This is a genomic window from Methylobacterium thuringiense, from assembly GCF_022179645.1.
Lineage (GTDB): Bacteria > Pseudomonadota > Alphaproteobacteria > Rhizobiales > Beijerinckiaceae > Methylobacterium > Methylobacterium thuringiense.
This window is the reverse complement of sequence record NZ_BPRA01000020.1, coordinates 21497-43265: the sequence shown is the minus strand read 5'-3', so window position 1 is coordinate 43265 and position 21769 is coordinate 21497. Positions and strand designations below refer to the sequence as shown.

The following is a 21769-nucleotide window of genomic DNA, read 5'->3' as shown; positions in this document are numbered from 1 at the left end:
GCATCCGTGAGGCAAGATCGGGTGGGCTTCTGCGGTTATCCAGTGCTTTTTATCTCGTTGTAAACATCGTTATGCAGCTTACGCCCACTTCCAAATAGTTAATCGACCAATTCTATAGCAAAATATTCAGACGAAGCCGTGATCAGCCAAATTCAGATTTACTTTCCTAGCTAAAACGATTAGTCCTTGCAATTCTGCTGCCTGTCGTCTGATAATGTTGCTCTCTGAGGGGAGTGGAAATGCAGCTGCAGCGCGCGCGTATCAAGAACTTTCGGTCTCTTCGTGATATAGATGTCCATTTTGGCGCCCATACCGCGCTGATTGGTGGAAACGGTGCGGGTAAGTCGTCAATTTTGAAAGCAATCGAAAAATTTTATTCGACTTCGAAGATCTGTGATGCTGATGATTTCTTTGGGCGAAACCAGGTACAGCCAATTGAAATCGAATTAACATTTCATCAACTTAGTGAGCAGGAGGCTTTAGATTTCGAGGATCGGGTGCGTGATGGCAAGCTAGTCGTTACCCGCATCTTCGACGGAAGTGCATCTAGCGGCCGCTATCACGGCGTCGTTCCGCAGGTTCCTGAGTTTGTAGGCATTCGATCGCATACCACCGCAACGGCGAAACGCGCTGCCTACAATAACCTACGGGAGAGTAATCCGCTCTACGCTGCTTTACCCAATGCAGGCAGTGCGGCAGCCGTCGATCAAGCGCTTGTTAACTGGGAGAATGATCATCCCGATCATCTCGTGCTTTTGCTCGACGACGGTCAATTCTTCGGTTTCCAAAATAACAGCCGGGGCAAATTGCAGCGACATACGAGTTTCGTGTTTATCCCAGCAGTACGCGAGGCTTCGGCGGATGCCGCGGATGGCAAGACAAGCGTCATTGGAAAGCTCCTTGAGCTTCTGGTGCGAAGTCAAATTCTTAAAAGACCTGATGTGCAAGCTTTTAAAAAACAAATGAGCGAGGCCTATCAGGCGCTTGTTTCCGCAGACAACATGCCTGAACTCGCCGCGCTTGCTGAAACCCTTACAACCGATCTTCGGGGATTGTACCGAGACGCCGAAGTTTCATTAAACTGGCGGGACAGCGGAGAGATGCCAATCCCTCTGCCGATGGCTGACGTATTCCTGAAGGACGATGGTTTTGGTGCACCAGTAGATCGGCAAGGTCATGGTCTACAACGCGCCTTTATTTTTACTCTACTTCAGCATCTTGCTCGAACTGCGGTGCCGGAGGCCGGCGTTGTCGAAACCGAGGCAGGTACAGCCGATGATCCGCCCACTGCCGCCGCAATCGTCGCGCAGGCACCAACGCTGATTCTAGCGATTGAAGAGCCTGAGTTATATCAGCATCCTACCAAGCAACGCCATTTCGCCGAAGTGCTGAGAGGCCTAAGTAGTGGTACGCTCCCGGGCGTGCAGGGGCATACGCAGGTTATATTTGGCTCGCATTCCCCAATGTTCATTTCCATGGGAAGGGCCGACGAGATCAGGATCACGCGGCGCGCACCTTGTTCGGATAGTGAATTCAAGCAATGCAACCTTCTAACGCTAGATCTCGGTAATATCGCAAGCAAGCTTGAAAAAGCTTGGGGTAAAGAAGAGGGTACTTTCAGCGGGCAAGCATTGATGCCTAGACTGCATATCCTAGGTGCAGAATTGGCCGAAGGCTTTTTCGCCCGTGGCGTCATTCTCGTCGAAGGTCGCAGTGACAGAGCAGCGCTTACTGCCGTTGCGCGGATGCTCGGTGTGAATTTCGAGGCCGCCGGTATCGCCATCCTGTCTGCTGAAGGAAAGGCCAATCTCGACCGCCCCTTTGTGATCTTTCGCGAGCTAGGTATACCGACGTTTATAATTTGGGATTGTGATCAACATTTGCCTGTTGGCAAGCGATCTCCAACAATAGATCTTGCTTTAAGCAAGCTGGCAAACCAAGATAACGAGATCGCTTCGGCACCAATCAGCGATAATATTGGCACGTGCTACGGGCATTTTGGAAAATGCTTAGAGCATAAGCTGATGGAAGATCTAACTCCGGATGTTCATGGCGAGTGTCTTGCCGCCGCTTGCGAGCCTTTTGGTATTCACCCGAACAAAGATACACAAAAAATTCCAGAAGTCGTCTATCAGATGCTTTTTCGTGCAAAAGAACAAGGGCGCGAAAGTAATATGCTGAAAAACATTGTCCGTACTATGTGGCAGTTCTTCAACAATGAGGAGCTTCCAGACCTGCCTCAGGCGCCGGCTACAGTAGCCGCAGCCTGATTCGCTTTAAAGAAACTAAGCAATGTTAGTACCGCCAGATTGGCTCACCATCCAGTTCACCTCACCCTTACCCTCTGCGCCCGCGACACCCGCGAGCGCGCGTTACCGGGCCGATCCAGCCGCTGCGCCAGCGCAAGAACCCGGACAGCGCGGGCGAAGGCGGCGGGGGTGGCGGTCGGGTCCAGTTCTACCCGTTGGACCAGATCCTCGGCCGCGCGCAGCACCCGCTCCGCCAGGAGACCGCGCCGCATGCGGCGCTCGCCCTCCGCGCTCTGGGGCGGTGCGTCTGCGCCCTTCGGCCGGATCCAGCCGCCCTCCAGCACGTGGCGCGAGATGGTCGTGCGCGGCACGCCGGTGACTTTCGCGATGGCCCGGTAGGACAGGGCGCTCGTCTCGATCAGCCGCCGCACCTCGGCCAACGCCGCCGGATCATTCGGCCGTCCCCGCGCCGGCGAAGGCCTCGGCTCCTCCGGGAGCGCCGCCGACAATCTGAGTACACTTCCCCACATATAGGAATCGTGTCATAGAACGTGCCGGATGTCAAGATTTTCGCTTCGGCTCGGGGTCGGTCGCGCATGGGTCGGCGCGAGACTCGAAGGGCGGCCGTGGGACGGCCTGGGACAGGCGGGACGATCGTCCCGAATTCCGTTCGGTCGAACGATCGCGGGTCCGGGGATGCGGTCTTCCGTGCCTCGGCCGTCTTTGCGCGCGCGGCGAAGCCATCCATGGCCAACATGCCGACGTCGGGGCGTTGGCCGTGGATGGCTTCGGCTTTGCCTCGCAGTGACGGTCGGTACCGTCTCCGGCTGATCGATTTGGTCGTGCGCAGTCTCCTCTCCCCGCACAGATCTCGGGCCTGCCCGAGATCTGCTTCATACGCCGAAGTCGGGCAGGCCCGACTTCGGGTGGGGAGAGGCCTTCATGGACCCTGTCGTCCATGAAGGAAGCGGAGGCGAAGCCGAAGCGGCGGTGAGGGGGCGGTGCCGGACGAGACTCTTCCGTCGAAGCCCCCTCACCTTCGGCTGCCGCCTCGCTTCGGCGACGACGAGGTCGCCGAAGCCTTCTCCCCGCGAGCGGGGAGAAGGGATGCGCGGAGCCTGCTTCGATCGACATGGCATGGCGTCGGCATCGTCGCGGGCGCCAGGATCGGCTCACGAAAAAGCGCCCCGCACGATTTGTGCGAGGCGCTCCTCCTATGTCCGCGAACTGGGACCCGGATTTGGGGCGTGTCCTCAGCGGCTCTTCTTGTAGAGCTTGCTCGCGATCTCGAAGATTTCCTGCGGGGCGTAATCGGGGGCGAAGGCGCCGTAATTGCCGTCGAGTTCGGGGATCTTGCCGCCCTCGGGGTGGCCGTCGACGATCTCGAGCTGGCCCGGCGGATCGCCCGGCAGCGCGACTTCGTCGTTGGACCAGACCCCGGCAGCCTCGGCGTAATCATCCGGGCTGAAGCTGTAGAGGCGGCGGTGGCTGCCCTCCTGCAGGTATTTCTGACACTCGGGAATCTTGTCGAGGACGATGTTGGGGGTCGGCAGCATCTTTTCGATCTCGACGCCGGTGAGCTTCTTCAGCGCGAGCGCGTAGGCGTGGGCGTGGACCGAGCCACGCACCAAGAGGTAGCCGCAGACCTCGCGGCCGGTCGGGTCCGTCAGGGTCTCGTAGACGCGCAGCTTGTGCAGGCGGGCGCCGCATTCGAGATGGAAGTTGTGCAGCAGATCGATGATCAGGTTACCGGTCGTCGTGACCATGTCCATGTTCCAGGACGCGGCGTTGGAGTTCATCGGCATGGCGCCGCCGCCGTTCGACAGGAAGCTGCCGGCGAGCCGGATGTCCTTCATGTCCTCGAAGGGCGCCTTGGAGATGTCGACGTTCTCGGTGTCGTCGCCGGGGCCGTTGTTCAGCATCGCCACGCCGGTCGAAACGAGTTCGACGTGGCCGAGCTCTTCGGCGAAGATGCTCGAGACGAGGCTGTAGAACGGCCGCAGCTTGGTCTTGTTGCGGAAGTTGAAGCTCTGGAACATGTAGTTTCCGAGCGTCGACATCTCGCCGTACTTGCCGCCGAGCAGCTCCTGCAAGGCCGCCGCCGCGTTCGGATCGGGCCGCTTCGGCAAGGGAAGCTCGGCCTGGAGCTTGTCGATTCGCATGAACATGGGGCTGGTCCTCGCGCGAGGTGCGCAGAGGGGTAGCCCCCGGTGCCGACCCATGTTCCCGCCGGAGAGGGCTTTGTCCGAAAGCGTCCGTTTATGTCGCAGACGCGCTTCGTCCCGTGCCGCGAGCGGCCGGCAAGCGGGCCGCGCTCAGATCCGCTCGAACGTGAGGTAGCTCGGCCGGCGGCCGGCCCCCTTGGCCTTGGCCTCGTAGCGGGTGCCGGGCCAGCCGGGGAACGGGGTGAGCCAGTCCGCTGCGCGCGCGGCCGTCCAGCGTAAGGACGCGCAGCGCGCGGCGCGCACCAGGGTCCAGCCCGCGTAGTCGTCGATGTCGGTGGCGAAGCGAAACAGGCCGCCGGGCCTGAGCACGCGGGCGATCTCGGCGAGCGAGGCGTCGGAGACGAAGCGGCGCTTGCGCTGGCGGCGCTTCGGCCAGGGATCGGGATAGAGCAGGTAGACCCGGGCCAGGCTGGCATCGGGCAGGGCGGCAAGCAGCTGCGTCGCGTCCTCGTCGCGGATGCGCACGTTGGTGAGGCCGCGTTCGTCGATCTCGCCCAAGAGCTTGACGACGCCGTTCACGAAGGGCTCGCAGCCGATGAGGCCCGTGCCGGGATGTTTTTCGGCGTTGTCGGCGAGGTGCTCGCCCCCGCCGAAGCCGATCTCGAGCCAGACCTCGTCCACGGGGTTCGGGAAGAGGGCCGGCGGATCGAGGCGGCCGTCGTTCTCGGGCAGCACGATGCGGAGCGACGGCAGCAGCGCGGCGAGGCGGTCCTCCTGGCCGGGGCGCAGGCGCTTGCCCTTGCGGCGGCCGAAGAAGGCGCGCTCTGGGGATTCGGGTTGAATGGACGTGGCCTCGTGCTGAACGCGAAAAACCCTCTCCCCCCTGCGGGAGAGGGTGGCCCGCGAAGCGGGTCGGGAGAGGGGAGCGCCTTATCCGGAAAGGGCTTTCCCCTCTCCCGCCTCGCATCCGCGAGGCACCCTCCCCCGCAGAGGGGGGAGGGTTTTTTGGCTCAGCTCAGGGCGGACTTGAGCTTGTCGGCGAGGTCGGTCTTCTCCCAGGAGAAGCCGCCGTCGGCGTCGGGCTTGCGGCCGAAATGGCCGTAGGCCGAGGTGCGGGCGTAGATCGGCTTGTTGAGCTGCAGCGCCGTGCGAATGCCGCGGGGCGAGAGGTCGAGGGCGTCCATCAGCACGCCTTCGAGGCGGGCCTCGTCGACATTGCCGGTGCCGTGCAGGTCGACATAGATCGAGAGGGGCTTCGACACGCCGATGGCGTAGGCGAGCTGGATCGTGGCGCGCGAGGCGAGGCCGGCGGCGACGACGTTCTTGGCGAGGTAGCGGGCGGCGTAGGCGGCCGAGCGGTCGACCTTGGTCGGGTCCTTGCCGGAGAAGGCGCCGCCGCCATGGGGCGCCGCGCCGCCATAGGTGTCGACGATGATCTTGCGGCCGGTGAGGCCGGCATCGCCGTCGGGGCCGCCAATCACGAACTTGCCGGTCGGGTTGATGTGCCAGACCGTGCCTTCGGTGATCCAATCCTTCGGCAGTGCCGCGCGGATATAGGGCTCGACGATGGCGCGCACGTCGGCCGAGTCGAGGGACTCGTCGAGATGCTGGGTGGAGAGCACGATCTGGGTCGCCTCGACCGGGCGGCCGTTGACGTAGCGTACGGTGACCTGGCTCTTGGCGTCGGGGCCGAGCTTGGCCGCATCGCCCTGCTTGGCCTTGCGGGCGTCGGCGAGGTCCTTGAGGATCTTGTGGGCGTAGTAGATCGGCGCCGGCATCAGGTCCGGGGTCTCGTCGGCGGCGTAGCCGAACATGATGCCCTGGTCGCCCGCGCCCTCGTCCTTGTTGCCGGCGGCGTCCACGCCCTGCGCGATGTCGGCGGACTGGGCGTGCAGGTAGATCTGGACGTCGTTGTTCTTCCAGTGGAAGCCGGCCTGCTCGTAGCCGATGTCGCGCACGGCCTCGCGGGAGAGCTCCTCCAGGTCCTTGAAGGTCACGGAATCGGGGCCGCGGACCTCGCCGGCGATCACGACGCGGTTGGTCGTGGTCAGCGTCTCGACGCCGAGGCGGGCCTCCGGCATCGCGGCGAGATAGGCGTCGACGACGGTGTCGGAGATCCGGTCGCTCACCTTGTCGGGGTGGCCCTCGGAGACGGATTCACTCGTGAACAGGTAATCTGAACGCGGCATGCGACGCACCCCCGGCTACGGGCGCGCCAGACCTATCGCGGCGCTTGACCCGGAAAGCCGCGGTTCTTGCACCCGTATTCCGACCGGTCAACCCGATGCAACGAAATCGTCCGTTATATCGAACGATCCCAAAGAGACTTCGCGGCGTCGGATCCTAGCGGCTCAACTCGCGCTGCAGCGTATCGACCGCGCTGGCGAAGTCCCGCCGGTTCGGCTCGTCGAAGGTGTTGACGACGTGCTTGGCCATGACCAGGGCGAGGCCGGCCCAGAGGCCCTCCGGCACGAAGGCATGCTGCTCGGCATCCGAGAAGCCGCGGTCGGGCACGTCGTCGAGATGGGGGATGCCCTCGAAGAAATCGCCGATCGGCACGCCCGTCATCCGGCTCAGGATTTCGAGGTGGACCGCACTGATGCGGTTCACGCCCTTCTCGTATTTCTGAAGCTGGGCCGCGGACATGCCGAAGCTCTGTGCCACCTTGCGCTGTGTCAGATGCGAGCGCTTGCGCTCTTCCGCCATACGAAGGCCCAGGTGGATGTCCCGCTCGTCGGTCTTCTGACCCGCCATGTCGCGTCCTGCGCAGCATTGCCGTTTTGCCGGATCATTCCGGCGAAATCCGGCGTTGCGCAAGGTCTAAAATCACAACAAAAGATAATTAATAAGCAAATTATGCATTCGAAAAACGTTGGCGTCCCCGGCAGGGCTCGAACCTGCGACCCCAGGTTTCATACCACTTCGGCTTTCGCCGCCATCCTTAAGGGTGTCCTTAAGATGTTCGTGGCCTGGACTATCCCTTCACCATGAGCCTCGGAGTGAAGCCTTTAGGTGCCGCCCGTCTAGTCTCTACACCTTCCCGCGGTGAGGCGGGCTTGGCTCGGGATCGGCAGGCGCCCTGACGAGCGCTGTGAGCTTTCCCCGACTTTGAGCGGATCCGCCGCGCGGTTTCCCCTCGCGACGCCCAATTTTTCTAGGAAACCTGTGCTCTGTCCAGCTGAGCTACGGAGACAACCGAAGCTGCCATAGCATCGCGGCGGATTGCCGCCAACAGGGACTCCGCGAGGAGCGCTGTGGCCTCATGGCCGCACCGTCCGCAAAAGCGATCGTTGCGGCCTCGCCGGCACGCCCGACCGAAGATCCGCCGCAGATTTCGGCGACGGATCATGTGGAGTTAGAAGCGACGGGGCCCCGTCGCCCCGCCCATCGCGGTCCGATTTCCCGTGTTCCGTATGTCCGTCCGCCTCGCTCCTTGTTTGGTTTGCGCCTTCGCGGTCTTCGCGAATCCGGCAGCGGCCGTGCCGCGCGCCGAACCCGAATCGTGCCGGGCCTCGGCTTTGCGCGACGAAAGCATCGACAGCCTCGGCCCGCGCGGGGAGCTCGTCATGGCCTCCGGCGCCCGCGCCATCCTAGCCGATTTGCACTGGCCGGAGACCGAGCCAGAGGCGACGCAGGCCGCGTCCTACCTGATGGGCTTTCGCGGCCGGCCCCTGGCCGTGAGCGCCAGGGGCGGGGACGATCGCTGGGGCCGCGCCCGGATCGAGGCCGTGGCCGAGCCGGCCTCCGACGCCGACGAGCCCGTTGATCTCGCCGCCGGCCTCGTCGCGGCTGGTCTGGCGCATGCGGATGCCGGCGAGAGCGACATCCTGTGCCGCGGCGACCTGATCGCGCTGGAGGCCGAACCCCGCTCCGCCCGGCGTGGGGTCTGGGGCGCAGCCGTGCTCGACGCCCGGGACGGACCGGCGCTCGGAGCGCTGGCCGGCCGGTTCGTCGTCGCGGAAGGACGCATCGTCGGCGTCGGCGAACGGGCCGATCGCACCTATCTGGACTTCGTCCGAAACTCCGCGGCAGGCTTGACCGTAATCGTGATGAAACGCACTTGGCGGATCATGCAGGAGCGTGGTTTGACTGCCGCCACGCTGAGGGGGCGCCTCGCGCGGGTTCGCGGCAGGGTCGAGGTCCGGAGAGGTCCGACCCTGGACATCGTCAGCGCGGACATGATCGAGGTGCCGGAAGGAGAGCGGGCGCTGACGCGCTGAATTGTGATGGCTGGGGCTCTGCGGCATACGGCACGGACACGGCTCGCACGGCGCCTGATGGCGCTGGCGGGGCTTGCTGCCGTGCTCGGTGGGTGCGCCGGCGACCAGACCGGCACCATTTTGACGCCGGCCGCGATCTCCGTGCCGGCGCAGGCTCCCCGCACCACCGGCCGGCGCGTCGCCGACGAGGCCGACCACGCCAAGCTCGTCGCCTCCTTCGGCGGCGAATACCGCGCACCCGCGACTCTGCGCCTGCTCACCGAGATCACCGACCGGCTGGTGCGCGCCAGCGAGCGGCCGGAGGAGCCCTACGCGGTCACTCTGCTCGACTCGCCCGTCGTCAATGCCTTCGCCCTGCCGAGTGGCCGGCTCTACGTCACTCGCGGCCTCGTGGCGCTCGCCTCGGATTCGTCGGAGGTGGCGGCCGTGCTCGCCCACGAGATCGCGCATGTCACCCTGCGCCATGCGACCGCCCGCACCGAGATGGCCCTGCGCTCGCAGCTCGTCAGCCGCGTCGTCGCCGACGTCCTGAACGATCCGGCCACCGGCGCGCAGATGGAGAGCCAGTCCAAGGTCACGCTGGCCCGATTCTCGCGCGACCAAGAGCTCGAGGCGGACGCCGCCGGCGTGAAGACGCTGGCCGGCGCCGGCTTCGACCCGTTCGGCGCCGCCCGCTTCCTCACCGCCCTCAACCGCACGCTCGCGCTGAAGACCGGCACGGGATCGAACGGCGAGCCCGACATGCTCGCGACCCATCCGGGCACCGTCGAGCGCATCACCCTGGTGACCCGCGCCGCCCGGCGCATTGGCGCGCCCGGGCTCGGCGTCGACGAGCGCGCGCGTTTCCTCGCGGCGATCGACGGCATCGCCTACGGCGACAACCCCGGGGATGGCATGGTGCGCGGCACGCGCTTCTTACATCCGAGCCTCGGCATCGCCTTCGAAGTGCCGGACGGTATCGCCATCGAGAACACCCGCAACGCCGTGCTCGGGACCACACGGGACGGAACTCGGCGGATTCTGTTCGATCAGGTCGAGAGCAGCACGGGGCGCAGCCTCGAAGACGTGCTCAAGGCCACCTGGAACGACGGCATCGACCCGGGCACCATCGAGAACCGCATCGTCGAGGGCCGGCCCGCCGTATTCGCGGTCTCGAAGGGCAAGGACTGGACCTTCCGCCTCGCCGCGATCCGGGTGGGCGAGAACACCTACCGCATGATCATGGCGGCCAAGGGCTCGGCAGATCCCGACGCCGCGTTCCGGCGCTGGGTCGACAGCCTGTCGAGCGTCGACCCCGACGAGGCACGCGCGTTGAAGCCCCTGCACCTGCGCATCGTCACGGCATCAGCTGGCGACACGGCGGATGCGCTCGCCGCCCGCATGGTCGCGCCGGACCGTGCGCTCGACCGCTTCCTAGTGCTGAACGGCCTGGAGCGCGGCGCCGCAGTGAAGCCGGGCCAGGGCTACAAGCTCGTCGGCGAATGACCGGGCCGGCGCAGACACGCAGCCCGCTCGCGGACATCGCCGCTGGGGTCACGCTGTTCCATCCCCGGCCCGAGCACGTCGCAGCCCTCGTCGCGGCCTTCTCGGTGCCTGTCCCGCACGTCTTCGCTTACGACAACGGCGGGGTATCGCTCGAGACCCGGGCCGTGCTCGACCGCAGCGACGGCGTCCGGGTGATCGGCACCGGCGACAATGTCGGCGTCGGGGCGGCGCTGAACCGGATGGCCGAGGCGGCGACCGCCGCTGGTGCCCGCTACCTCCTGCTGCTCGACCAGGACGGCGAGCCGTCCCCCGAACTGATCCTCGGCCTCAGGGCTGCCATGGCCCGGCTCTCCCCGATGCAGGGACCGGCGATGGTCGGCCCGGTCCAGCGGCCGGTCGAGGGCCGCAAGACGCCGCGCTATCCACTGCGCCGGGGTGTGCCGGCCTTGCCCGGCCTCGATCCGGTAGAATTCATGGCGACCTCCGGCTCCCTCCTCGACCTCGCCGCCTTCGCCCGCATCGGCCCCTTTCGCGAAGATTATTTCATCGACGCGATCGACCTCGAATGGTGCTTTCGCGCTTGGGCGGCTGGGCATTCCTGCTGGGTCGACCGTGCGACGCCGATGGCGCAATGCGTCGGCAGCGGGGTCATCCGCGCGCGCTGGCTGCCGGTCGCGATCGCGCGCCAGCCTCTCTTCCGGATGGAAACCTACATCCGCAACACGGTCTATGGCTGGCGGCTCGCGCATGTGCCGCGACGCTGGAAGCTGACGCAGATGGCCTACCTGCCCCTCCAGACCGTGCTGTACTGGTCGGATTCCGGTTACAAGCCCGCCGTTCTCGGACGGTTGCTGCGGGCCGCTGCGAACGGATTCCGCGGACGTCTCGGCCGTCCGGCCGGCGCGCCATGACGATCGCGGGAGACGATCCGCGCCGCATCGACGTCGTCATCGTCAACTGGAATGCCGGCGACCAGCTGCGCACCTGCATCCGGAGCCTCGCCGCCAGCGCCAACGCCGCTGACCTGCACGTCGTCGTGGTCGACAACGCCTCCTCCGACGGCTCGGCCGAGGGCCTCGACGCCGAGCGCCTCGCCCTCACCGTCCTGTCCAACCCGGACAATCTCGGCTTCGGCAAGGCCTGCAACCAGGGCGCTGCCCTCGGCCGGAGCGGCACGATCCTGTTTCTCAACCCCGACACCGAGGCGACGCGCGACGGCATCCCGGCGGCGCTCGCCGCCTTCCGTTCTCGCCCCGACGCGGGGATCGTCGGCGCCCGGCTCGTGGACGAGGATGGCACGACCCACCGCACCTGCGCCCGCACGCCCACGGCCTGCGGCCTCGTCGCGAATGCAGCAATGCTCGACCGGCTGCTGCCGCGGCTCGTGCGCCAGCACTTCATGACCGAGTGGGACCATGCCGACAGCCGCCCGGTCGACGCTGTGATGGGCGCGTTCCTGATGATGCCGCGTCCGCTCTTCGAGGGCCTCGGCGGCTTCGACGAGCGCTTCTTCGTCTATTTCGAGGATACCGACCTCTGCGTCCGCGTGCTGGCGAGCGGCCGCAGCGTGAACCATGCGGCCGACGCCGTAGTGCTGCATCGCGGCCAGGGCACCACCGGACAGGTCAGGGACCGGCGCCTGTTCTACTTTCTGCGTTCGCAGGTGCTGTTTACGGCAAAGCACCATGGGCGGGTCGCGGCTCTCGCCGTGCTGGCGGGCGCCTTCCTCGGGCAGATGCCGATCCGGATCCTGCATGCTCTGGCGCGTCGTTCCCCGGGGGAGGCGGTTGCCGTCCTGCGGGCCGGACGGATGCTGGCCAGCGCGACGCCGCGCCTTCTGCGCGCCGGGAGCGGGGCTTGATAGCAGTGGCCCTTCCGTCCGACGCCTTCCGAGCTGCCGTCGCATGCAGACAAGTATGCACAGTCTGCAGACATCCGACTGCGCGCGGCGATGCGCATTCGCGCGTGCCGACGGCTTGAAGAATCCGAGCTTGCGGCCGTCGGTCTTGGAGCCGCGGCGGGCGAAGCCTTGCCGTGGCCCGTCCCGGCGTTCATGGTGCGCCCGCCCCGCTGGACAGGGCCTGCGAGCATCCCATCTTCCGCGCCACGGCACGGTCGGAAGCCCGCCGAACGAGGTTGCGTCTTGGACAATAGCGGCGAGGACGACCGAGGGGCGGACCTCCGTGCCCCCGGTCTGCACGAGGCGGTTTTCGCGGGAGCGTCCATAGGCTTGGCGCTGATCGCCGCGGATGGGAGAACCCTGCGCGACGTCAACCCTTTCCTCTGCCGTCTGCTCGGCTACATGCCCGGCAGCCTTGCCGGCGCGCCCGTCACCAACCTCCTGACCGACCGCACGCCGGTGCTTGCGCCCGGCATCCGCCGCTGGCGCCGTGCCGACGGTAACGGCGTCGATCTGCGCCTGACCATCACGCCTGCGCCCCATGACGGCCGCGGCGATGCCGACCTCGTCGCCGTGGTCGAGCCGGTGGACGCGGACGAACTGGTTCGTGCCGAGCAGAACCGCGACGCCCTCGTCGCCGCCGGCCTCGGCGAATGGCGCTGGGAGGCGACCAGCGGACAGGTCTCGCTCTCGCGCCGCGCCGGCCGGATCCTAGGCTATCCCGCAGGCCGCTCGGCGCGCTGGTCGACGATGCAGACGGGATTCGTCTCCGAGGATCACGAGCGCATCCACGGAATCGTGGCGGCGGCACTCGCGCGACGTGAGCCCTGGGAGTTCGAGAGCCGCTTCACCCGCGGCAACGACGGCATGGAGGTCGCGGTGGGTGTGCGCGGCGCGCCGACCTACGGCGCCGACGACACGCTCACCGGCATGGTCGGCATCGTCCGCAACGTGACCAGGCGCATCGAGGCGCAGAAGCTGCTGCGCGAGCGCGAGCAGCGCCTGCGCGTCGCGACGTCCCTTGCGTCGCTCGGCATCTTCGAATGGCACCTGCTCGATGATGCTGCGGTCTGGGAGAACGAACGCATGTTCGAGATCTTCGGCCGCCGGGCGGAGGAGGGCGGCGTCGGAAAGGGCGAGTTCCTCAACCGCTTCCTGCACCCCGAGGACCGCCCCCATGTCCGCCGCGCGATCACCAAGGCGCTGCGCGAGGACGGCATCCTGAAGGTCTCGGGCCGGATCCGGCATTTCGGCACCGGCGCATGGCGGAGCATCGAGATGGCCGGCCGCTTCGAGCGCGACGAGCCGGACCGGCTGCCGCGGCGCTTGATCGGGGTCGTGGCTGACGTCACCGACCGCCTCCAGGCTCAGGAGCGCCAGACCCTGCTGATCCGCGAACTGCATCACCGCGTGAAGAATACGCTCGCGACGGTGCAGGCGATCGTCGGCTCGACGGCGCGGACGGCAAGCAGCATCGACAACTTCTACGAGGCCTTCGTCGGCCGCATCAAATCGCTGTCGCACACGCATTCGGTGCTCACCGAGGACACTTGGCAGACGGCGAAGCTGCACGGCCTGCTGGTGAACGAGCTCACGCCCTACATCGAGACCGAGGAGGACGGCAGCCTCGAATCGCGTGTTTCCCTCATTGGCCCGGTGGTCGACCTGCCCTCGGACATCGCGGTGCCGATCGGTATGGCGATCCACGAGCTCACCACCAACGCCGCCAAGTACGGCGCGCTCTCGACCCGCCAGGGCCGCATCACGGTCAGCTGGTCGATCGTCCCCGGGGGCGAAGCCGGCATCCTGCAGTTCGCGTGGTGCGAGAGCGAGGGGCCGCCGGTCTCCGTCCCGTCGCGCCAGGGCTTCGGCTCCCGTCTGCTGCAGCGGGTGCTGACCACCCAGGTCCAGGCCGAAGTCCGCAGCGAATACGCTCCCGAGGGATTTCGCCTCTCCATGCTGGCGCCGCTGCCGGCCCGAAACGCGGCGCTCAACCCGCTGGTTTGAAGGATTCAGCCGAGCCCTTCGTCGGACTAAGGCCCATCCCGGAATGGGTGAAGCGTCAGCGGAACCCGAACCGGGGCCCCGCGCAAAAGTCGAAGTCTCGACGCCGTCCTATCGAGGCGCCGTCGCGGCACTCTTTCTCCCTGGATCGCCTTCCACTCACGCTATGGGCGTCCGAGAAAGGGGAGTGCCGACCGACATGGCCGGACTTTGCCGCCTCTCAAGCCGCTCCGCGCGCGTTGGCCTCGCCGCCGGAATCCACGAACTGCTTGAGCTCGTCGAGGGACTGGAAGGTGAACTGTCCGCGCGGCGTGTCCGCCTGGATCGTGCCGTTGGCGAACATCACATAGGTGTTGGCGCCCGACGCGTAGGTGCCGACGACCTGCAGCGCTTCGGATTTCGGCTCGTCCGCCTGTTCCGCCGGCTCTTCGAGCGGGGCAGGCGGTAGTTCCACTGCGGGGGGCTCGACCTCGGGTTCGGAGGAAGCGGAAGGCCCGTCGAGGGACGGCCTCAAAGCGAGTTCCTCCTGGGCCGGATCGGTCTCCCGCGCGTCGTCGGGCGATGCGTCGGCGAGATTTTCCGGCAACGCGTCGGCCGCCGCCCTCGGGCCGTGGCCGGGACGATCGCCGGGCGAGGCGAACAGGTCTTCGTCGGGCGAGATTGACTCGCCGGAAGCGGCCGGGGGCAGCAGGTTCGGTAGCGGAGGCTCGATCTCCATGGAGCGGCCCTGCTGGGGATCGGCCGTCGAGCGGTCGTCCCCGCTGCCGAGGAGATCGCGCATGCCGCCGAGGCTGATGCCCGCGAGACCCGCCGCGCCGGCCGTGGCCGTCGCCGGTTCGGTGGCGACGGGAGCGGTCGCCTCGAAGGCCGGCGCCCGGAACTCCGGGACGGAGGGAGCCGGACCGGCCTTGCCGGGGGGCGGGACGAACGCGACCTCGCCGGTCGTCGCGTCGCCGCGATGCCCGAGGGCGCCGGCGAGCCTCTTCATCTGCAGGATCGCGGCGGCGATGCCGAGCAGTACCGCACCTGCCGAGGCGGCCGTGGTGCCGCCGATGACCATGGCGAGTCCGCTTTCGAGGCGGACGTAGGGGAAGCCCTGCACCACCGCGGCGGCGCCGCCGACGATCATGACGAGACTGAGCGCGAACAGCGCGATGACCATGGGATACTCGGATACGACGGCGGCGACGGCCGCAGCATGACTGAGGCGACGATAAAGCCCCGACCTGCTTTTTCAAAATCGAACGGTGCGCTTGCGCACAGCCATCAGTCCGTCCGAGAGAGGGCGGCGCGACGCTTATGCCGCATGGCGGCGTTGCCGAGACGGATGCGTGACTTACCTACACATTCGTCGCCCCGAGAGGCCGCGCGCCTATCCGATGCGCGCCGACCGCTCTCCGCCCCGGGGCTCAACCGACACGGAGTGATCTGAATGACCCTGACCCTTCCCGAGCTTCCCTACGCCTACGACGCGCTGGGTCCGTACATGTCGAAGGAGACTCTCGAGTTTCACCACGACAAGCACCACAAGACCTATGTCGACACGGCCAACAAGCTGCTCGAGGGCAGCGAACTCGAAAGCAAGAGCCTCGAGGAGATCGTCAAGGCCTCGCACGGCTCGAACCAGCCGTTGTTCAACAACGCGGCGCAGCACTTCAACCACCTCCATTTCTGGAACTGGCTGAAGCCCAACGGCGGCGGACAGCCCCCGGCCGAGATCGCGAAGAAGATCGACGAGGACCTCGGCGGCTACGAGAAGTTCAAGGCCGACTTCATCCAAGCCGGCATCGGCCAGTTCGGCTCCGGCTGGGCGTGGCTCGCGGTCAAGGACGGCAAGCTCGTCATCCAGAAGACCCCGAACGGCGAGAACCCGCTCGTCCACGGCGCCAAGCCGATCCTCGGCGTCGATGTCTGGGAGCACTCCTACTACATCGACTACCGCAACCGCCGCCCCGACTACCTCAAGGCCTTCGTCGAGAACCTGGTGAACTGGGAATACGTCGAGAAGCTTTACGGCGAAGCCAAGTAAGCCGGCTCCTCTCCGACTTTTCGGCGGGTTGCCAATGAAGCCGCTCCTCTTCGGAGGTGCGGCTTCTTTCGTTTTTGTCGGCGGATCGCTCGGCTTGCGCACGGCGCCTTGCCGAGCTTAGACCTTCGCCTGATCAGCACGCGGTGGTTCGTCCAACCAACCCACCTCAAGATGAGGGTCCGTGTTGGGAACCAGGACGGTGAAGGTGAGACGGCACGTGCGCACCGAACCCTCCCTCTCGCCCTGCGTCTGTCGCAAAATATGATCCGCGCGATCCTCTCCGTCGGCGGCTGGACGCTGGTTTCGCGGGTCACCGGCTTCGCTCGCGACGTGGTGATGGCTGCGATCATGGGTGCCGGACCGATCGCCGACGCCTTCGTCGTCGCCTTCCGTCTGCCGAACCATTTTCGCGCGATCTTCGGCGAGGGCGCCTTCAACACCGCCTTCGTCCCGGCCTATGCGCGGCTGGAAGAGGCCGGCGCGGCGGGTGCTGCGAAAGCGTTCGCCGACCGCGTGTTCACACTGATGCTGATCGTGCAGGTGCTCCTGCTGGCGCTGGCCTGGCCGGCGATGCCGTGGGTGGTGAAGGCCCTAGCGCCGGGCTTTTCGGACGATCCCGCCCGGTTCGACCTCGCCGTGTCGCTGACGCGGATCACTTTCCCCTACCTGCTGTTCATGACGCTGGTGACGCTGTTCTCCGGCGTCCTGAACGCGCATCGCCGCTTCGCCGTGGCGGCCGGCGCGCCGGTTCTCTTGAATCTCGCCATGCTGGTCGCGCTGGCGCTGGCCTTCCTGTTTCCGAACGCCGCCTATGCCGCCGCCTGGGGCGTGACAGTTTCCGGCGTGCTGCAATTCGCGCTGGTCTGGTGGGCCTGCCGGCGGGGCGGTTTCGCACCCGGCCCGACGCGCCCGACCCTGCGCGATCCCGACATGCGGCGGTTCTTCAAGGTGCTCGGGCCCGCCGTGATCGGCTCGGCAGGCTTCCAGATCGCCTCCTTCGCCGACACCATCATCGCGAGTTTTCTGCCCGTCGGCGCGGTCTCGGCGCTGTACTATGCGGACAGGCTCTACCAGCTGCCCTTCGGCGTCATCGCCATCGCGGCCGGCACGGTGCTGCTCCCCGAGATGAGCCGCCGGCTCGCTGCTGGAGACGCCGTCGGCGCGCATGCGGCACAGAACCGTGCGGCCGGGTTCTCGCTGGCGCTCTCGGCGCCGTTCACGGTGGCCTTCCTGACGCTGCCGGGGCTGATCATGGCCGCTTTGTTCCAGCGTGGCGCCTTCTCTGCGGAAGACGCCGCGCGCTCGGCCTCCGTGCTCGCCGCCTACGGCCTCGCGCTGCCGGCGGTGGTGCTGGTGCGCAGCGCCGTGGCAAGCTTCTACGCGCGCCAGGACACGGTGACGCCGCTCGTCGCCTCGCTCACCGGCATCGCCGTCAACGTGCTGCTGAAGCTCGTCCTCACCGGCCCCTACGGCGTCACCGGCCTGGCGCTGGCAACGGCGGTCGGCCAGTGGATCAATCTCGTGCTGCTCTACGGCCTTGCCTTGAGGCGCGGCTGGACTGCACCGGGGCGAACCCTCGGCGTGACCGTGCTCGGCGTGACGATCGCCTGCATCGTCCTGGCGTTGCTCGCGGTCTATGGACTGCCCTTCGCCGACAGCGTCGTGCCGGCGCTGCCGCATCTGCGCGAGATCGCGGTGCTCGCCGTGCTCGGCACCGCGGGCGCCATCGCCTATGGCGGAACGCTTGCCGCGGTGCTGGCCGCCTGCGGCGTCAGGCTACGACGGGCCTGATGGCTCCTCTCCGGCGAGCGACCATTCCAGCACGCGGGCGAGGTGGTCGTACTCGTTGTAGGCGCGCGCATATTGCGGGTAGGGCCGCGAGACATAGGCCGCCTCGCCGGTGAGGAAGCGCGCGATCAGCCCGCGCAGCCGCGCGACATGCTCCTCGACGATCCCGTCCACGGTGCGCGCCTCGCCCTGCGGTGGCTTCACCGGGACCGGCCGGAACGGCTCGCGCCCGCCCGAGGCATGGACGTAGAGCAGCTCCGGCACGCTGTTCGCCTTCAACCCGTCGAAGGCCCCGTGCATCAGCATCGCGGCTTCCAGCGTGAGCTGCGGCGAGAATCCGGCAAACACCGTCTTGTTGCTCGGCGGCACGCCGGTCTTGAAGTCGATAATGCAGAAGGTCCCGTCGCGCCGCGCTTCGATCCGGTCGGCCTGACCCGAGAGGGTAAAGGTCTCAGAGCCGAGCGGGATCGCCCATTTGCCCGAGATCTCCGGCCGGATCTGCGCGATGTCGGGCCGGCGCGCGCGTTCCCAGGCGAGGAAGCTCGCGGCCATCCGCTCGAAACGTGGAAACCACTCGGCATAGAGCGCGGGATGGTCTTGCCGGATCCTGGCGAAGCCCGTCGTCGCGAGTTCCCTCAGCTGCGCCTCGGCCTGCGCCGGGTTCGCGATCGCATCCGGAAAATGCTCGACGAACTTCGCCATCACGTCATGGACGAGGGTCCCGCGCTCGCTCGCGCCCGGCGGCACGGCCAGGGAATCGAGCGCCTCCAGCCCCAACACGTACTCTGCGAAGATCGAATACGGGTCGCGGACAAGCCGCTCGATCCGCGTGACGCTGAGACGGCGCGGAAACAGCGCCGGGTCCGGCTTCGGCGCCGGCCGCGTCAGGCGCGGCGTGCGGAGGTTGCCGCTGCTGTCGAGGGCGGTGGCGTAGCTGCGCAGTTGCTGCCCGGCCGTGATCGCGCCCTGCCAAGCCTCACCACCGGAAAACGCCCCCAACCGCTGCAGGAAGCGCGAGGGCACCGTCGGCGTGCCCTCGCGCTTGGCTGCGCGGGTGATCACGGCGTCATGGCAGCCGAGGGCCTGCATGAAGTCGTGCGCACTCTGGCCGATGCGCCGCTCCGGCGGGTTCAGGCCGACACGGATGCGCATCGGCCGGTTGAGGAAGGCGTCGGTGGTGGTGCGCATCGGCCAGACGCCCTCGTCGAGCCCACCGAGCACGATGCGATCGACATGGAGCAGCCGCGCTTCGAGAAGGCCGAGGATGCGCAGGCGCGGATGCGCGGCCCGCGGCGTTGCGACGATGGTGCGTTCGCGGGCGAGCGCGGTGAAGAAGGCGGGGTAGTCGCGCGGGTATCCGGGCAACTCCTCGCCGGACGCGAAGCCGAGATCGTCGAACAGCCCGTCGAGCGTGTCGAGCGAGGGATCGTCGGGCGCACCGGCCGCGTCGCCCGCCACGCATCGCATCAGCTCTTCGCAGGTCGCTCGGTGGTGCTCGGCGACGGTGACGAGGTTGCCTACGTCGTCCGCGCCGCCGGCGAAACCGGCGAAGGCCTTCTCGAGTCGTTCCACGACGGCTTCGGCCAGTTCCCAGTCGACCGGCCGGAGGCGGCGGCGTGCGCGCGGCACGCGGCCGGTGGCGGCGCGGTTGCTTCGAAGCGCCTCGCGCAGTCCGTCGAAGCCATCACGCGGCGCAGGGCCCCGAAGGGCTCCGATTTCCAGGGCGGCCGCGCCCCGCACGACGTCGCCGCGCGTCAGCCCGAGCCGCACGAAGGGATGCGCGAGCAGGGCGACGACTCGCGCTGGCCCAACGTCTACGGCGAGCTCCGCCACGAGCCGGGCGAAGCGGCCGGCGGGGGCGCGGGCGAGGCTCGCACCAGCCGAATCCTCCGCCGCGATGCCCCAGCGCGCCAGATCGGCGGAAACGCGCATGGCCAGCGTCCGGTCGGGCGTGACGAGGGCGGCGGTGGCGCCGGGCGTCTCGAGCGTCTCGCGCAAAGCCAGCGCGATCACCAAGGCCTCCTCGCGTTCGTCGAGGCATTCGGCCACGGCGATGCCGTCGAGCCCGCGCCGGGCGGTGTCGATCCGCGCGGCCGGCTCGATCCGCGCCCAGGCATCGGTGGTCTCTGCCGGCCGCAGCGCCTGCGAGAGCATGTCTTGCCGCGCCGTCGCCTCTGGGGAGGGGGTGCCGAGCGGGATCACATCCGCGCGGTCGCGGTTCAGGCCGAACGGCCCGAGCAGCCGGTGCAGGATCGCCTGCGGATGGCCGTGGGCGATCTCGTCCTCCGTCTCGATCGCGTCCCAACCGTCAGTGTCGAGGGTCTGGTCGAGGCCCGGCAGCACCACGGCGCCGCGGGGCAGCCCGGCGACGGCGGCGATGAGTTTTGCCGTCGCCGGGACCGAGCCGGTCGAGCCGGCGACGATGACCGGGTCGGCCGGCCTTTCACGGATCAGCCGGTCGGCCTCGGCGAGCACGAGCAGGCGCGAGCGCACCACCGGGTCGCTCAGGCCACGCTCCGCCAGGATGCCGGGCCAACTCTCGGCGGCGATCTTTAGGAAGTCGAGGGTCAGACCGAAATAGCGCGAGTACTCGACCTCGACCGCCGCACCGATATCGTCCCAGGGCAGACCCTCGACGGTGAGCGCGTCCATCAGGCGTTCGAGATCGGCCGCGAGACAGACGGCGTCGGCTGGCGAGGACGGCACGCGGAACGGCACGTCGTCGCTGATCTGGAGCAGGGCACGGTCGACCGCCTTGCCCCATCGCTGCACGAGACGCGCCAGGATCAGCCGCCGCTCCAGCGCCGGCATCGCCGGGTTCAGCGCCTGCGCGGCCGTCTCCAGCAACGGGCTCGCCGCGAGATCGAGCTCTGCCTCGTCGGCCTCGCCGAGCGGAATCATTCGCGGCAGCAGCGTCGCCCCGCCGAGCCGCGCGGACAGGATCGCCGAGAGTGCCGGCACCGCCCGCTGCGTCGGCAGGTAGATCGTCACCGCGGCCAGCGCGATCGGATCGCCGCCGACATCGCCGACGAGCCGGCCGGAGACGAGCGCATCGGCGAGCGTCGGCAGGAACGGCGCGCCGGGCGGGATGGTGAAGATGTGCGACGTGTGCATGACCCGCGTCTTCTATCACCGATCGGGCGGCCGCTGCCTCACGGCGCGCTCGCGCTCTCCTTCACCCGCGTCTCGGCAGCGGCGATCGCCTCGGGCGTGCCGACGTGAAGCCACTGACCGTCGAGGCGCAGGCCGTAGCAGCGCTCGCGCTCGATCGCGCGGGCGAACAGCGTGGTGAGGGAGAACGAGCCGTCCGGCGTGTCCGCGAAAAGCTCGGGCTTCAGGATCGCGACGCCCGCGTAGATGAAGGGGGCGACCTCGCGCTCGCCGCGCCAGGCGAGGCGGCTGCCGGAATCCATGAAGAAGTCGCCGGCGCCGTCATAGCCGAGGCTCGTCGCGGTGGGGGCGACGAGGAGCAGCATGTCCATCGCCTCCGCGTTCCAGCCGGCGATCAGGCGGGAGAGGTTGGGCTTGGGGCCTTCGAGCCAGAACGAATCGGAGTTGAAGACCACGAAGGGTTCGCTGCCGAACTGGGCCAGAGCCTTCTTCACCCCGCCGCCGGTCTCCAACAGGGCCTCGCGCTCGTCCGATATGGTGATCGCGGGCAGCTCGGTGCGGCGCAGGAGGTGGCCTTCCATCTGGTCGGCGAGCCAGTGGATGTTGACGACGGCCTCCGTGATGCCGCCCTCCGCCGCCCGATCGAGGGCATGGTCGATCAGCGCCTTGCCGGCGACCTCGACCAGGGGTTTCGGCACCGTCGCGGTGATCGGCCGCATGCGCTTGCCGAGGCCGGCCGCGAGGACGAAGGCGCGTGTGATCGCGGTCGGGTCGGGGGCGTCGCTCATACCGGCCGGCTTTCTCGTGGGCACCGGCTA

The 21769-nt window shown here is 67.3% G+C and carries 16 protein-coding genes; 8 read left to right on the top strand and 8 right to left on the bottom strand.

Annotation, left to right across the window (positions count from 1 at the left end):
- The first annotated feature begins 239 nt into the window (after positions 1 to 239).
- On the top strand, positions 240 to 2270 hold the full coding sequence (locus tag MFF07_RS19125; protein WP_238232633.1) for an ATP-dependent nuclease: 2031 nt from the start codon (positions 240 to 242) through the stop codon (positions 2268 to 2270).
- 56 nt (positions 2271 to 2326) lie between these two features.
- Here MFF07_RS19125 and MFF07_RS19120 read toward each other — a convergent pair whose 3' ends face one another.
- The 5 genes from MFF07_RS19120 to MFF07_RS19100 form a co-directional block, all read right to left on the bottom strand.
- A complete protein-coding gene (locus MFF07_RS19120) occupies positions 2327 to 2758 on the bottom strand; it encodes a hypothetical protein (RefSeq protein ID WP_238232632.1) in 432 nt (143 codons plus the stop codon).
- 744 nt (positions 2759 to 3502) lie between these two features.
- Positions 3503 to 4417, bottom strand: coding sequence for a manganese catalase family protein (locus tag MFF07_RS19115; protein WP_147817228.1), 915 nt, complete (start codon positions 4415 to 4417; stop codon positions 3503 to 3505).
- Positions 4418 to 4564: 147 nt separating this feature from the next.
- Positions 4565 to 5257, bottom strand: coding sequence for a tRNA (guanine(46)-N(7))-methyltransferase TrmB (trmB, locus tag MFF07_RS19110; protein WP_238232642.1), 693 nt, complete (start codon positions 5255 to 5257; stop codon positions 4565 to 4567).
- Positions 5258 to 5424: 167 nt separating this feature from the next.
- Positions 5425 to 6603, bottom strand: a complete 1179-nt coding sequence (gene metK, locus MFF07_RS19105) for a methionine adenosyltransferase (protein ID WP_147817229.1) — start codon at positions 6601 to 6603, stop codon at positions 5425 to 5427.
- Positions 6604 to 6757: 154 nt separating this feature from the next.
- Complete coding sequence (locus tag MFF07_RS19100; RefSeq protein ID WP_238232631.1) at positions 6758 to 7168, bottom strand: helix-turn-helix domain-containing protein; 411 nt, start codon at positions 7166 to 7168, stop codon at positions 6758 to 6760.
- 725 nt (positions 7169 to 7893) lie between these two features.
- Here MFF07_RS19100 and MFF07_RS19095 point away from each other — a divergent pair.
- From MFF07_RS19095 to MFF07_RS19075, 5 genes are all read left to right on the top strand, one after another.
- Positions 7894 to 8634 (top strand): DNA-binding protein, encoded by a 741-nt coding sequence (locus tag MFF07_RS19095; protein WP_238232630.1) that lies wholly within the window; start codon positions 7894 to 7896, stop codon positions 8632 to 8634.
- A gap of 6 nt (positions 8635 to 8640) precedes the next feature.
- A complete protein-coding gene (locus MFF07_RS19090; protein WP_238232629.1) occupies positions 8641 to 10119 on the top strand; it encodes a M48 family metalloprotease in 1479 nt (492 codons plus the stop codon).
- Positions 10116 to 11030, top strand: coding sequence for a glycosyltransferase (locus tag MFF07_RS19085; RefSeq protein ID WP_238232628.1), 915 nt, complete (start codon positions 10116 to 10118; stop codon positions 11028 to 11030). Before MFF07_RS19090 ends, MFF07_RS19085 begins: the two co-directional genes overlap by 4 nt.
- Positions 11027 to 11980: a glycosyltransferase family 2 protein gene (locus MFF07_RS19080; RefSeq protein ID WP_238232627.1), complete on the top strand. Its 954-nt coding sequence runs from the start codon at positions 11027 to 11029 to the stop codon at positions 11978 to 11980. Before MFF07_RS19085 ends, MFF07_RS19080 begins: the two co-directional genes overlap by 4 nt.
- 192 nt (positions 11981 to 12172) lie before the next feature.
- The gene (locus tag MFF07_RS19075; protein WP_373322393.1) at positions 12173 to 14026 is read left to right on the top strand and encodes a sensor histidine kinase; all 1854 of its coding nucleotides are present in this window, start codon (positions 12173 to 12175) and stop codon (positions 14024 to 14026) included.
- Between the two features lie 217 nt (positions 14027 to 14243).
- Here MFF07_RS19075 and MFF07_RS19070 read toward each other — a convergent pair whose 3' ends face one another.
- Positions 14244 to 15185 (bottom strand): hypothetical protein, encoded by a 942-nt coding sequence (locus tag MFF07_RS19070; protein ID WP_238232626.1) that lies wholly within the window; start codon positions 15183 to 15185, stop codon positions 14244 to 14246.
- A 270-nt stretch (positions 15186 to 15455) separates the two neighbouring features.
- On the opposite strand from MFF07_RS19070, the gene MFF07_RS19065 reads away from it, so the two are divergent.
- Complete coding sequence (locus tag MFF07_RS19065; protein ID WP_147817235.1) at positions 15456 to 16052, top strand: superoxide dismutase; 597 nt, start codon at positions 15456 to 15458, stop codon at positions 16050 to 16052.
- Between the two features lie 261 nt (positions 16053 to 16313).
- Positions 16314 to 17843, top strand: a complete 1530-nt coding sequence (murJ, locus tag MFF07_RS19060; protein ID WP_238232625.1) for a murein biosynthesis integral membrane protein MurJ — start codon at positions 16314 to 16316, stop codon at positions 17841 to 17843.
- On the opposite strand, the gene addB is transcribed toward murJ, so the two are convergent.
- On the bottom strand, positions 17829 to 20954 hold the full coding sequence (addB, locus tag MFF07_RS19055; RefSeq protein ID WP_238232624.1) for a double-strand break repair protein AddB: 3126 nt from the start codon (positions 20952 to 20954) through the stop codon (positions 17829 to 17831). The two genes, murJ and addB, sit on opposite strands and share 15 nt — an antisense overlap.
- A 38-nt stretch (positions 20955 to 20992) precedes the next feature.
- Positions 20993 to 21739 carry a nucleotidyltransferase family protein gene (locus MFF07_RS19050; RefSeq protein WP_147817238.1) on the bottom strand — a complete coding sequence of 249 codons (747 nt, stop codon included), beginning with the start codon at positions 21737 to 21739 and terminating at the stop codon, positions 20993 to 20995.
- Between the last annotated feature and the right edge of the window lie 30 nt (positions 21740 to 21769).